Annotated in this window: 11 protein-coding genes; 3 read left to right on the plus strand and 8 right to left on the minus strand. The window is 35.7% G+C overall.

The window, feature by feature from the left end:
• Positions 1–264: 264 nt before the first annotated feature.
• The 8 genes from BTO09_RS06465 to BTO09_RS06500 all read right to left on the minus strand — a co-directional run bounded on the left by BTO09_RS06465 (position 265) and on the right by BTO09_RS06500 (position 10,060).
• Entirely contained in the window at positions 265–756 is a 492-nt protein-coding gene (locus BTO09_RS06465; protein ID WP_087523990.1) for a PA2169 family four-helix-bundle protein, read from the minus strand.
• A gap of 524 nt (positions 757–1,280) precedes the next feature.
• Positions 1,281–2,540 (minus strand): McrC family protein, encoded by a 1,260-nt coding sequence (locus BTO09_RS06470; RefSeq protein ID WP_087523991.1) that lies wholly within the window; start codon positions 2,538–2,540, stop codon positions 1,281–1,283.
• Positions 2,533–5,172 (minus strand): McrB family protein, encoded by a 2,640-nt coding sequence (locus tag BTO09_RS06475; RefSeq protein ID WP_087523992.1) that lies wholly within the window; start codon positions 5,170–5,172, stop codon positions 2,533–2,535. Before BTO09_RS06475 ends, BTO09_RS06470 begins: the two co-directional genes overlap by 8 nt.
• 323 nt (positions 5,173–5,495) lie before the next feature.
• Positions 5,496–6,845, minus strand: coding sequence for an ATP-dependent RecD-like DNA helicase (locus BTO09_RS06480; RefSeq protein WP_087523993.1), 1,350 nt, complete (start codon positions 6,843–6,845; stop codon positions 5,496–5,498).
• Positions 6,846–6,910: 65 nt separating this feature from the next.
• Positions 6,911–7,618 (minus strand): hypothetical protein, encoded by a 708-nt coding sequence (locus BTO09_RS06485; protein ID WP_087523994.1) that lies wholly within the window; start codon positions 7,616–7,618, stop codon positions 6,911–6,913.
• Entirely contained in the window at positions 7,611–8,915 is a 1,305-nt protein-coding gene (locus tag BTO09_RS06490; protein ID WP_087523995.1) for a reverse transcriptase family protein, read from the minus strand. Before BTO09_RS06490 ends, BTO09_RS06485 begins: the two co-directional genes overlap by 8 nt.
• Before the next feature lie 337 nt (positions 8,916–9,252).
• The gene (locus BTO09_RS06495; RefSeq protein WP_157663446.1) at positions 9,253–9,657 is read right to left on the minus strand and encodes a hypothetical protein; all 405 of its coding nucleotides are present in this window, start codon (positions 9,655–9,657) and stop codon (positions 9,253–9,255) included.
• A gap of 13 nt (positions 9,658–9,670) precedes the next feature.
• On the minus strand, positions 9,671–10,060 hold the full coding sequence (locus BTO09_RS06500; RefSeq protein WP_087523997.1) for a hypothetical protein: 390 nt from the start codon (positions 10,058–10,060) through the stop codon (positions 9,671–9,673).
• Positions 10,061–10,232: 172 nt separating this feature from the next.
• On the opposite strand from BTO09_RS06500, the gene BTO09_RS06505 reads away from it, so the two are divergent.
• The 3 genes from BTO09_RS06505 to BTO09_RS06515 are packed head-to-tail and all read left to right on the plus strand — an operon-like array spanning position 10,233 to position 13,976.
• A complete protein-coding gene (locus tag BTO09_RS06505) occupies positions 10,233–11,249 on the plus strand; it encodes a YafY family protein (protein ID WP_087523998.1) in 1,017 nt (338 codons plus the stop codon).
• 28 nt (positions 11,250–11,277) lie between these two features.
• Complete coding sequence (locus tag BTO09_RS06510) at positions 11,278–12,963, plus strand: AAA family ATPase (protein ID WP_087523999.1); 1,686 nt, start codon at positions 11,278–11,280, stop codon at positions 12,961–12,963.
• Positions 12,963–13,976: a hypothetical protein gene (locus BTO09_RS06515; RefSeq protein WP_087524000.1), complete on the plus strand. Its 1,014-nt coding sequence runs from the start codon at positions 12,963–12,965 to the stop codon at positions 13,974–13,976. The genes BTO09_RS06510 and BTO09_RS06515 overlap by 1 nt, the downstream gene beginning before the upstream one ends.
• The last annotated feature ends 77 nt before the right edge of the window (positions 13,977–14,053 follow it).

Here is a 14,053-nt window from a genome sequence, read left to right on the forward strand (position 1 = left end):
AACACGCCTAAATTCTTCCGCAATCTCAGAATTCTTAACGGCGCGTTTTGTTATCGATGCGGTGGGACGGGTTGAGTTTGTGAAAAATGCAGCTCTTTTAACAAACCTCGTTTTACCCGGGCAGGCGACGGGTTTTATGGCGTGTTTTGTTATCGATGCGGTGGGACGGTTTGACAAATGTGCTCGACAGTTACTGATTAAAAACATAAAAAAACCGAAGCTTTTGGGCTTCGGTTTTTTAGTTGGAATATATAGGCAAATGGCCTAGAATGAATTGACGACTTCTTCGGTTGCTTTTAAATCTTTTACGGTGTCTAAACTCCTGCGAATTTGCAGCATTTGGTTCATGAGCACATTGCGGAGTTCTGGGTTGAAACTTTCGTCTACCAAGATCTCGTTATAGGTGTCTAAACTGGCTTTTTCCCCGCGGATGCATTCTTCTAGAATGGCCTCGTCTGTTGAAGTGCTTAACCAGGCTCGGGTGTCCATCCAGCCGCGGTGTAGGGCTGCTTTGGTAGATCCGCTTTCTATCGGGGTTTCGTTTAGGTTGCGTATCTCTTGATCTAGCTCTGTGGCAAATACGGCGCGGTTAGCTGCGCGTTTCATAAAGAATTCCTCGTAATTGGGATCTTTGGCTAGCTCCATGGCCTTTTTGTATCCGGCCTCGGCGTCGTAGGTGCGTTCTAGTAAGTCTTGTAAGTTACTTACCGTGCGTTCGTGAATTTTTTCTTTGGCTCTTTCTAAAGTCGTCTTCATAATTCTTTTCTTTTTAGATTAATATTCAATTCATCTATAGTATACTAGCCAGAAGACGTAATCCCAAGGAATTACGGGGGTTTAGCAAAGGTTTAACGGATTGGGGTGGGTTTGTTAAGGGGTTTTAAGAAATTATTGGAGAAAGAGCTTTCCGCTGACGCGGGTACCAAACTTAAACGTCCACTGGACGTTTAGTTTTTTTCAAAAACATCGTTTGGTAAGGTTATCGAGTGCCGACACGAAGTGGCGGTGTATCGAGATGACATCTTTGAAAATAGTGCTTGCCGCTTCGCGGGTGCTTCGCTCAAAATGTCTTCAAGACATTTTTCACTCACCAATTTCAGATACTTTTTCCATTGATGAAAAAGTATCCAAAAAATCTAGTCCCACCGGAATCGATTTTTTACTACAGTTGTTTATTGCATTGTTAATTAGGCAGGAAACCACAAAACCCGCCTAAATTCTTCCGCAATCTCAGAATTTTTAACGGCGTGTTTTGTTATCGATGCGGTGGGACGGTTTTTTTATTGCAGCTCAATCATTTTGAAAATTCTATCTCCAATTTTCGAGTCGAGCTTATTGTTTGAATCGAAAATGTTTAAAAAACCTAAAGCGCATTCATTCAATTCTTCATCATTTTCATGAGAGTACCCTTTCCAATAAATGCCTTTGTGAACTACCCTATCTTCATTGTCTGGATACAGAAGCATACTCTTAGGACAATCCCAATACATATTGTAGACATACATTTGGCGCAGGTCGTCTAAAGAGGGTTTAGAAAAAGACGGAACCTTCCATTTGGTATCAATGATATAAACGACTTTATTTTCCTGTTTAATCACAATATCAGGTCTAACTCTCCGAGAGTTCCAAAAGGCCTGGGATTCTTGACCATGAACACTGTAATTAGTTTCTTTTACCGCCTTTTTCAATTTTCCAAGAACGTAGCTCTCCCAAAGCGAATTCATATTAAACAGAAGCGCTAACATGTTTTCGTTTCCTTTAGTGATGTTTGGAGCAAAGTTTAATATGATTAAGCGAGCAATTTCTAATGCAGTTTGATATTGCTTCGTCTTTCTGTTTAGAGGAATGCGATTAAAGGTTTGTTGATCGACCTTAATTTTTGAGGTTTCTGGAAATTCTAATTCAACAATCTTGCTCGGACTGTATAGATAGGTTCCCTTAGAGAGTCTTATAACAATATCGAGTGCTTTACGTAGCACTTGATGAATTAGATGATCCCTTTCATAGGTTTGATGCTCCGTATAAAAACGCTCTTTATGAACCAGATTTTTCGAAATGTGTTTAGCGAATACAAGCTTTCCTTTAAGAACAGACAAGTTGTTTTGTTCCCGGTAATATTGTCTTATTAACCCTCGATGGATTAAAACTTGCAATTCATTTAAATACCACTCAAAATAGATGTCAAGGAGGTGGATACTTTGCTTGTTTACTTGAGCGTTCCCAACCTGTTTAACCTTAATGTTTTTTGTAGCCTTAAGCATTTCAATTAAGGCCTTTTGCCAATCTTCTTTATTTTGACTAGAGCGGTCAATTTTAGGCAGGATTTCGATAGTAAGACCATCAATTTGAACAACGCCTACGTAGTTTTGAGATATCACATTTCTATGACCGACTTTAAAGTATTGATTGTTGTGAAACTCGTTCCATTTCACAAGGGCGTCAAAATGCCTTTGCTTAAATGTGCACTGGCTAGGAGAATACTTTTTACCGACAACTAATTTATCGTATTCAAATACCTGTATCCGCTTATCGCTAGGCATTGTTAATGATTGATCTAATTTTTTTAATGTCGATTTCTTCCAAAGGGATTAAACTGTGCTTTTTATCCAATGAATATTCTACTTCGGCATCAAATTTTGCGAATAATTCTTCTCCATTTTGGTCATTTGTTTCTATAAACTGCTCGCCCAGTATCAATCCAATTTTTGTATAGTCGCCAAAGAAGTATTCTTGAAGTAGTGGAATAATATTATCTTTAAAAACTTCGATCAATTTCTCCTTGGGATCATCTGATTCTTTGACTTTATAAAAATAGGAGTGACCAATGGTATGATCACGATCGTATAGAGCCTCAACGCGCGCATTGATTACATCAAGTAGTTCCGATAAGTTGATGCTTTCAACTTCAAAATCTCCGAGCTTTATTGGATTGGGCATCATTTCTTTAAAGGAGAATCTGCGTCGCAGCGCAGTGTCAAGAGCCTCCACAGAACGGTCTGCGGTGTTCATGGTGCCATATATGTCTAGGTTTTGGGGGACTCCAAATTCATCTTTGGAATAGGGCAGCGTGGTTGTGAGTTCATTCTTAGCTCCTTTGCGCTTATCTGACTCTATCAAAGTAATTAACTCGCCAAATATGGCAGAAACGTTCCCTCGATTAATTTCATCAATGAAAATTGCATATCTATTGTCCGGATCCTTTTCAGCTTTGAGGCATATATTCTTGAATATCCCATCTTTTATTTGGTAGCCTAAGTCAGCTCCTTGTTCTTCGTCTGTTTCTGGTAAGAGCGGCTTTATTCCTTCTATAAAATCTTCATAGGAGAATGATTGATGAAAAGTGACGAATTCATAATGCTTTACTATGTTATCGGGATTTGGATTATAATTTTCTACTGAATCTTTTAATTCATATAATTCTGGTACTAAATCCTCTACACGTTCTTCTAGAATTTCCCAATGAGAGTCTTCAGTCTTATTAAAGATTAACGGCGGTCTTCTATTAGAAACATTAACAAATTCGCATTCGTCAATGGTATGGCTTTGTAATTGTCCCCAAATCGTTGCCCGCACGGTTTTGGAGTTTGATAGCTCTACTTTTTTCTGAATCCATTCATGTTCAAAGATCTCAGAAACCTTTGCACTTTCTTTATCCAATAATGCTATAGCGATAACCTGCCACCACGAACAACTGCTTACTACTGATTCGAAATGTTGTTCAGCGCTTATGGATGTTTCTTCTGAGATGTATTTTTCAAATAAGTTGTCTTTTAGGTAATAGGTTTTGCCTGTTCCTGGAGGGCCGTATAAAATTTGATTTAATGGAATAGATGGGGCACTCATGGGCTTTGTCTTTAAAAATTTCGCTCTGAATTCTTTGTCAAAAACTGCTTTTTCAAACTCTGTGTTGTTATGATTTCTAAAACCTGATTTTGAGGTTCGCCTTAGCTCTTCTTCAATTGCACCAAAGGTGAAGGGTTTAATTTCATCTAGTGCGGAATGTTCGTTAAAAGTAGTGTAGAAATGTCTTACAGGGCCATCGAAAGGAATGTAAGAATCATCAAGTTTTGAGTTTGAAATTATCCAATAGTCGTTCTGGTTCTGAGGCTTTAACCTCCAGATAAAACGTTGACCGATATTTAGATTAAGATATTTTGACCCACACGTAAATACAAGTCTTTCGTCCCCAATTTGCAGATTAAATTGTTGAACTATTTCATCTAAAAACTCAAAGTAGAAGAGTATTTCTTCTTCATTGAAAAACGAAAGAGCTTTTTCAAAATCAAAAGGTTTTTCATCCTCTCCCAATTTTTCATTTAAGAATCGCACATAATTTTTCTTTCCCATGATTGCCTTGGGAATACCATTGCTGTGATGATTATCATAATCTATAAAATCAGGATACTTATTACGTTCTTTTTTGCTAAATGTGAATTGTACTTCTCTTATAAATTCATCAACTTTTTGAGGATTTACTTCAAAAAAACTCTGATTTGGGAAATAAGCTTCGATTTCATTCAATCTTTGTACGACAGATGCAATTGAGTTGCCTAGATAATAACTGTAAGATTCCGGCGCGTTCTCCAGCAACCATTGGGCGAATTCTTCTTTTAGGTTTATGGCATTTACTGGGTTATCATCAAGATCGTTATTGGATTTATTACTATAGGCCAGAACATTCTTAATTATGTTGTCAAACTTCTCATTAGAGATCAATAAATTTTCAATTTTAGAATTTCTACAAACAGCTTTAATTTTTGGAAAGTACGTATCCAAAAACTGAAATAACTGTTCCGGGTTATTTTTGGTTATTATTCCACCACTTACAATAAATTTCTCATTATTCTCAGTCTCTTCACCTTCTTTGAAAACTGTTCTTAGTTCCTTGTAAAAATCCAGTAGTAATTGGTCTTTTTCTCCTTTATGCACAATTTCAAAATTGAAACGCAAGCCGTCGCTATTAGGGAAAAAAGCAAGTCCAGCGCTTCGAGTCATGTTAATTCCACCACTGCGATCAATTATACCAACAAATGCGTAATGCTCATTTCCTTGGAAGTAAAAACCTTTCTCAAATTTTTCACCACGATTTCTTTGCCTACATATAAAGTTGAATTCCGGTTGTTGCTGGCGATATTCTAAAAGAATGGAGAGAATGTCTTGGTGAAAAGTCATTAGAATATTTTGAAGTATTTTATTAAAGGAATCAAATGATTTTTAGTTCTTGAGCGATTTCTTGGGTAGAATTTGCCTTAACCTATCTTTTGGTATTCTCAGCCTCACGAATACTCGTCGGCGAACCGTCTGGCAGGAATATGTTTATGGTTTGAATTTCATTCTAGTTTTCGATTGAGATATAATTGTGGCAATAGTACTTATAAACTTGATTTGTGTGGAGATTTAAAGTTAAACAATCTTTAGATTCATTTAATCAGGAAATTTCAAGACCTTATAATCAATATCATTCTAATAAAAAATCAACAAATAATATCTCTGATTTAGTAGAGAATTATATCTTTTTTCGCCCTTGTAATTGCGGTGTATTGATAGCGCAGGGTCGGCATGTAGAATGAGTTAAGCAGAACTTTATTCCATTCACCTCCTTGGGCCTTATTACAAGTTATTGAATGCCCGTAAGTAGCCCGTATTGCCCCGACATATCTATCATCCGAAGGATTTCCAGATTCTCTAAAAATTTTATTTTTTTTGAAGCGTTCGTGTCTTAATTTGCCCTCTTGTTCTCTTGTAATTCCTTTTGGATCTATGACCGAATCAATTAATAAATAATCATCCAATTCTTCTTCATTGTCTTCTAAATCCTTATAGATTAGGGTAACCGGGACGAATTTTAAACCAGCTACGAACTCGGTGCTACTCAAGTCTATAGATTTAATAATTACATGATCTCCACTGTATAAGTTAACTCCATTTCTTTTCCAAGTTTGGGTAAGAATTAGCAAATCTTCTTTTTCGAGCACATTAGCCTTATCTCCATATATCTTTTTGCGTACAACTCTGTTAAAAGCCATATTCATCTTATGTGTTGCTCCAATTGAAACAACATTATCAAATCCATGTTCATTAAAGTTTTGTATATAAGAATCACAAGCATTCCAAAAGGACTCTCTGCCTACATTACTTAGATTGAAATGCTGTTTGCCTTCTTCAATGGCACGTCTTAGTCCGGTGGCATTTTTTAAAATATAACTACCATCTTCCTGTCTTTTAACCTCATCTAAATGGTGGGCTGATCCTGTAAGTTTAAAGTTAGATTCAATAAAATTTTGTGAAAGCGCTTTTGAATCTGATTCATTAATAGGGGGCAACTGATTGCGGTCGCCAAGAAATATTACTTTGTTTTCCTTGTTTCCTGTTTTAATAAACTTGATAAGGTCATTCAGGAGCGAATCATTACTGGAAAATAAGCTGTTCTCTGACCTGGTTTTCACCGAATTTATCATTGATGCCTCATCGATGAGGAAAATTGTAAGATCCTCGACCTGATTTGGTTTTAAAACAAAACGCACTTCTCCAGTTTCGTTATTCACTGAAGTATTGTAGATCATAGAATGGATCGTACTGTTTACAGTTTTGCACTTGCGCCCCAGAATTCTAGCGGCTCGCCCCGTTGGCGCTGCTATTTTATAGAATAACCCCTTCGAATTCAGGTAGCCAATTAAGGCTGTTGTAATCGAGGTTTTGCCTGTTCCCGCAGCCCCTGTAAGGATTAAGAAATCATCAGAATTGTCTGATGAAACAAAATCGGACATCGCGAGTAGTACATCTTTTTGGCCTCTTGTTGGGGTGTCAAATTGTAAGTAATCCAGAATTGTAACGCCTTGTCTCATAGCTATTTTTTTTAGTTATGAGCAAACCTAGGACTAATGTGTGCAGTGTACTTGCATACATAAAGTTAAAATTCACCTTCGACGGTATTAGATAGTTTGGTTAAGTCGGAGAGTATAGAGTCGTAAGTGGCAAACTTCAGGAATTTTTGAAGGTTATTTCGTTCTTCCATAGGACTTTTAGCTAGAATTGAGCATCGATGTACCCCCTCATTCCTGACTTTACGCAAATTGTCAATTGTATGACCAGTATAATTTCCTTTAATATTAAAAAATGTTTTATTGAATGAATAAATCTTAGTCGCTATAGGAATATCTCCGATGTTAGTTATGGAATTATTACCGCGAAATCTAGTACCTTCAATTGATTCAAGATGATCAATCAGATCATCAACTACAGGAAACAAATCATAGTAATAAAAGTTAATAAGGTTTTCGACTTGATAAAATGCAAAAACTAAGTAATCAAAAAAGCGTGTAAATTCTTTCTTTTCTTGCATATCCAGTCTAACTCCTTCCATTCTTAAATTATCTAATTCTAGTCTGGCTCTTAGTGTCTTATGAGGAATATATGAATAATCTATGCTTAATTCCGGGGATAAACTGAGGTAGTATTTTATTTTTTCGGTATTGGTAAAAACTTGCTCATCATATAAGTTTGTTCTAGTGCCCGAAAACTTAAACTCCAAACTTTTTCTAAACCATAAATTGTTGTTGTCCTTGCAGATTTCGTCTATTAAGACTAGTAGTTTTTCTAAGCTCTCTTTCTTATACATCTTTATTTCTTTGTTCAGGAGACATTATTTCGATGTAAACTGGATCATACTCCTTCATCGCTTCGTCTAAACCATCTGAGAAAATCGTATCCAGAATTATTGACTCGTAGTTATCATCGGACAGATTGATGGTTATAGCAGAATCTGGATTTAGTAATTCTCTAAATCTACTTCGGAGTTTTACATATGTTGGGTCATATTCTCCCTTAACCATTTTTAAATATAGTAACTTGCCCTCCAACACCATTATCAAATTGGGTGAGTCATTCTTTATATGCCCTTTATCTTTGCGATATTTTACTCGAAATAACTCCGTGGCTTTATCATAACCATATCTTTCCCAGAAGTAAATCCAATGACGAATTTCTTTTATATATCGTTTAGGCACATTTACTTTCTCGTTTACCGTTAGGCCGGTTACCTCTTGTCTATATCCTCTTTTCTGCAAACGAACCTTGCTTTCTTTAACGTGGAACTTTTGACCTACTATTATGCGCCTTACTTCACGGTCAAAGCTGGAATTGGCCGTGTAAATCGTTTCTGTGTCTCCCGAATCAAGACGATACACATTATGATTGCTACTAAAGGTTATATCATCGGCATACCTCGTGTAATTAAGACCAAATCGCTTGGCAACGCCTGTGAGTCTCTTGTCTAAACGGTCGCATATGATATTGGTTAACACTGGTGATGTTGAAGCTCCTTGCGGGAGTACGTTTAAGTTTACAGATTCCCATTTATCATCAATAAGCCTTTGAACTTCCATATTTGTACAACAAATTGCTTTTATCATATTGGCAATTTTTTTACGTTCTACAGAGGTGCCTAAATTAAAGGGTTCAATTAGTAATCTTGCCCATACTCTATTTGCATCAATGCTTGGGAAGAAATCTTTTAAGTCAATATTATAGACATAGTTTTTGCCGATATGTTTCCGAGCATTATTTACAATTGATCGATTCTGAATAAATCCAGTAGCATTATCATGAGGCTGGTGAATTGCACTCAAAATAATTGATACAGCCTTTTGAAACTCTTTTAAACCCTCAGATGGGGCATGAATTGTGCGTGTCCCACCACTCTTTTTCTCAATTGAAAAAGAGAAGTACTTCTTTTCCATCTTAACATTTGGGTTTAAATTTATGTAGTAGTTCAGTTGCTGTTCTGAAAAAGCAATAGTCTTCTCTTTATATATCAGTTCTTTTACTTTATTAAGTAGAAATAGAAAATCCTTTTTGCTAGACATATTCGCAAAAAGATCTCGGATATATTCGGTCTGATAAGTATTTAATTTCATCTTAAAAGAATGACAAACTGAAGTATATACTCTTTATCTATGGCTCCATATGCTAAAAATAGCCTTGCCATGACTTACCATGATAATAAAAATCATAGCAATAAAAAGTGAGGGTTGTTTTTGTGGTTTCTTAAAAGAAATCAGTCAAAATAACTCCTCTAACATTCAGTTGTAGCATGGCTACAACATTCTGCCGAATACAGCAGAATACCTGCCCGAAGGCAGGCGGGTCAATACAGTGACTTCAGTTTGTCAAATTGTAACTTTCCAATAATCAGGGTAACTCGTGAATTGGAGATTCATAAAAATAGCAATAATAAATCATGTTATCCTAAGATCATTTCTGCTGATCGACATATTCAAAAAGAGCGGCCAGTTCGTGAATATTCAACTTCATTTCCCTTCCCTTATATGATTCGTGGACAATTCCTGAAGGTTCCAATATGACTGTATCAAAATAATTCGAATCTCTCATATCATCTATTATTGAATCTTCTACCAGGCTATGCCATACTTTTACCTTCCATTCATTGTCAAATGGAATCATAGTATCCAAACCTATAACTTGTTTGACAGGTATGAAGTTCAATTTATCAAATATTGGAATAGTCCTACCTCCTACAAAAGTGACTTCATAGTTATACTTTACCAGAAGAGTTATGGCCTCTTCAATTTTATTATCCAAGGGAACAAGACCTTTACTTCGTTCTCGCTCCTTTAGTTTTTCGAGTAATTTATTCATAACGTATTTTGTTCTAATTGAGAGAAATATTTTGTTCTCCATACCAATTGCAATGGTAAATATCAACAATTTCCTGACCTTCTATTTCAAAAAATAAAGCGAAGTGATTACCTGACTTATTGCCGATGAATTTGCAAACAGGTTGCAAACAATTGCAACCGTGGCAAGTATCAAGATCCATCAATAACTCTGTATCACCTAATTCTCTAAAATGCTCAAATCGCTCAGCAAGCTTATTTACAAAAGCTTTTTTGCCGATATCTTCATAATCCACTCCAGGCTTTAGATAGATGTTAAGAAATTCAGTACTCATCATCATAATGGAACACCAAATGGTGTTAATGTAGTCTAAATTGTATCTGTTTTCAAGATCGCTGATTGAAAGTAGTGAGCTGCGTTTCATAATTTTTTATGCAAGAATACCGCCTATGTGTGCAATAGACTTGCATACATTATGATATGATCTTGAACAGAGTAAAATTATAGGTGAAGCCCTTTTAATTTAATATCTTTATACTTCCCCACTCTCTTTCTCAATACGCAGAAGGAGGTGGGTTTATTTTTAATCAGATTTTATGCCCTATTCTAAAAATCAAATAATTCGCTATCAAACATTGGATAGGTGTTTTCGTAGCAGGGTAAATCGATATTTTATAGATGACCTTGTAGAAGCCTGTCAGGTTGCTATCGAAGAATTTTCAGGAAATGCTGAGGCTATACAAAAGAGGCAAATCTATAATGATATTGCCTTTATGAAAAGTGACAATGGGTATGCTGCTCCGATCATAAAGGACAAAATAGGAAGAAGCGTATATTACTATTATGAAGATCCTAATTTCTCTATCAACAACCAACCATTAACCGAAGATGAAGCTTTAGAGCTAAAAGAAACACTTCTTACTTTAAACCGATTCAAGGGATTGCCTCAATTCGAGTGGATTGAGAGTATGACCACAAGGCTAGAGGCTTCATTTCAATTCGGAATAGATGCTAACCAAGTCATCGAATTTGATCAAAATGAATTTTTAAAAGGAAAAGAATTCATTAATGCTTTGTATCACGCAATAATCAATAAAACTCCATTAGAAATACATTACCAAAGTTTCAAAGAAAATGAACGGCAGATAATAGAATTGCATCCTTATTATCTAAAGCAATTCAATAATCGTTGGTTTGTATTTGGGCAGAATCCAAAATTCAAAGACATAACTAATTTAGCTTTAGACAGAATAGAAGATATAGCACAATTAACAATTGATTTCATTGAAACAGATATAAACTTCAAAGAGTATTTTGAAGATTTTATTGGTGTTACGCGTTTTAATGAGCTAAGCCCATGTAAGGTTGTCTTAAGAATTGAGCGGGACTTATGGCCATATATAGAAACCAAACCATTGCATGGATCTCAGAGAGTGTTGAATAGAACAATTGAGTTCATAGATGTTGCATTACAGTTAATCCCAAATTATGAATTGGAAGCCGTAATTCTGCAGCACGGAGAAAGAATTGAGGTATTAGAACCTCTCGATTTTAGAAATAAAATCACCGGTAGATTAAAGAAACTAATAGACAAATATAACCGTGCAGAATAAATGCACACATCAAATATAGATTTGCAAAATGAACCAGGATCATTCAAAAGGTATTGCCTTTAAAAATTTTAGAAGGTTTCCGGAGTTTTCAATGCTTGAGTTTGGTGAGATCACTTATATGGTTGGTCGCAATAATTCAGGTAAATCGACTATGGTAAAGGCGCTCCTTCTTGTTTTAGATTATCTAAAGAATCAACTATCTGACACATTCTCATTTGATAATCAAGCGCTCGAAGATGCCAATATAGTAACCTTTGGAAGGGCGAAGTGCAATTTTATTGATGAACCTGAGATTGTTTTCAATTTAAAATTAGGAGATTACAATATTACCTTAAACATTTCCGGAAATGATGATCAGACTAGAGCTAATGTCAATGTTCTGATTATTACAGATGACTGGAATGGTTATGAACTGGTGATTAACTATGATACGCAACGAACGCGTATAATAAAAAAACTTCCTAGACGAGATCAAATACTTGATACGCAGCAAGAATTAACAAAATTAGTAGCCGAAATTCAAAAATTGGAAGGGGCACTCAAAAATATCACTAAGAAAGGATCGAAAGAAGCTTTACAAATCAGTGACCAACTAAATAAATTAAGGGATAGACGAAATAGACTAGCACATAATGAAGAAATCCGCGAAGCCGAAGATGATCTCGAATACAGCCTTGAGTATCCAATAAATTATCAGGATGAGAACTTCGATGAAGACCTTCATGATGAATTTTTTGATCAAACAGACGTGTACAATACGGAAGAGCATTTAGACGAGCTTTCCGCCCTAGATGAAGCGGAGGAAAACTCAGTTCCACGTTCAGAGGATAACGAACTTAAGGAAATAGTGAGTGTTTTGCTTTACTACAACAACATTGCATATAAACAAGCGATAGAACTACGAGATAAATTCGCTGATGAATATGAATTCAATCAAGACATTGTTGAATTGGACAACAATAAGGAAGACTTAAAAGATTGGATTGATGAAATAGTGTCGACAATAGAGAGAGAGTCGTTTTATTACTTAGGTGCAAACCCTTCAAAACAGTCCGCACTGTTTCAGTTAAGAGACAAAAACAATGCCTTGGCACAAGCCATTCATGAGTTTAAACAACTTGATATTGGAGAGAGCACTGAAGAGGGCATGTTTGTAAAAAAATGGATGCGCGAGTTTGAGGTTGGACACAGTTATATTATTGACTTTTACGCAGGAGAGGCATATCAATTCCACGTTATTGGAGAGAATAAAACAGTCAACCACCTCTCTGACAAAGGTATGGGATCTTTACAGGCCATGCTACTTATCTTAAGAGTAGCAAGTCTAATTCGTATAAGTAAAAAGAGTGATAATACAATTACACTATTAATTGAAGAACCTGAGCTTAATCTGCACCCCGCACTTCAATCTAAACTCACCAATTTCTTTCATGAAGTTAATCGAGAATACGGTTTCAAGTTCATTATTGAGACTCACTCGGAGTATATGATAAGAAAAGCTCAGCTCTATTCAATAGAAGAAGATTACGCGAAAAACCTAGAGGTTAACCCTAATCCTTTCAAAATATTCTATTTCCATAAAGAAGAGGGACATTATGAGATGGAGTTTACCGAACAAGGAAAATTTAAAAAAGACTTTGGGCCAGGGTTCTACAATGAGGCATCTAATATTTCAATTGAAATAATCAAAAATATCCGAAAAATTAAAAGCTAATGACAACAATTTATAGCGAACAGCAATTGTTGGATGAAATTGCCATATTCCCTGAAGACTATCCGCAGTGGAATAAGATTCTCAAGAGTGGTTTAAACATATGTATCAACATAAGTGATGATGACTTAGATGAAAAGCTTATAAACCCCGAAGATCCCATTTTTTTAGCTCATCAAGCTTCTGCGAGTATGCCATTACCCGTTGCCTTGGAGAGTTTTATTGCAGACATAAAAGCAGATCTCACTAGAACATTAGAAAAACCAAGATCAATCTTTTTATTAGATATAGATGAAGCCGTAGCCCTTAACGCGAGACAAGATTTGGGTATGGCAATATATTCTGTCAACAACCTACCTGAAAAAATTCTTGATTTTTCTTATTCGGTAGATCTAGATAAAAATCAAAATATTCAAAACAACTGGAAAGGCATCATCACTTTTGAGAAAGCTTTATCAAATAGCTTGATAGTTACGGATAACTTCTATTTCTCTAATGAAGACGATGGGATTAACCGTGGGTTTAGTAACCTATTCAATTTTTTAGATGCTTATCTTCCTGATAGTTTGGCGGTGGAATATCAAATAGCTGTTTTTGCAAATGACTATAATAAACCGGAAGAGTGGTGGATAAAAGCGTATGGTCAATTACTGGCGAAAATTAGGGGCTTACGCCCATACGATATACATTTAGAGTTGATTCTTGCTCAAACCATCCATCGTAGAAGATTGATAAGCAACTACGTCATTGGAAAAATGGACCATGGTTATGATCTTTTCCATGCTAGGAAAGTGGACGTTGTGAATTTAGACAATGAATTCGAACATTATGAGGTTTTTTCTAACCTCGATAATCTTGGCACCAAATATTTTCAAGCTGCGTCTAACACACTTGGTAAATTGGAAACTAAGTGCGCTACTTTATCAGCTTTTGTGAAGGCTAATGGAAATACTGCAGAAAGAATGTTATTTGGATGCAATAAGGACAAAACCATAAAAAACCGCCTATTAAATTAATGTGTGCACAAAAAATGCACACATGCGATATATATTTGCAAAGTCAAAGAGAAAAACAGACAACATTTAAATCATAA

This window comes from Gilvibacter sp. SZ-19 (assembly GCF_002163875.1).
Taxonomy (GTDB): domain Bacteria; phylum Bacteroidota; class Bacteroidia; order Flavobacteriales; family Flavobacteriaceae; genus Gilvibacter.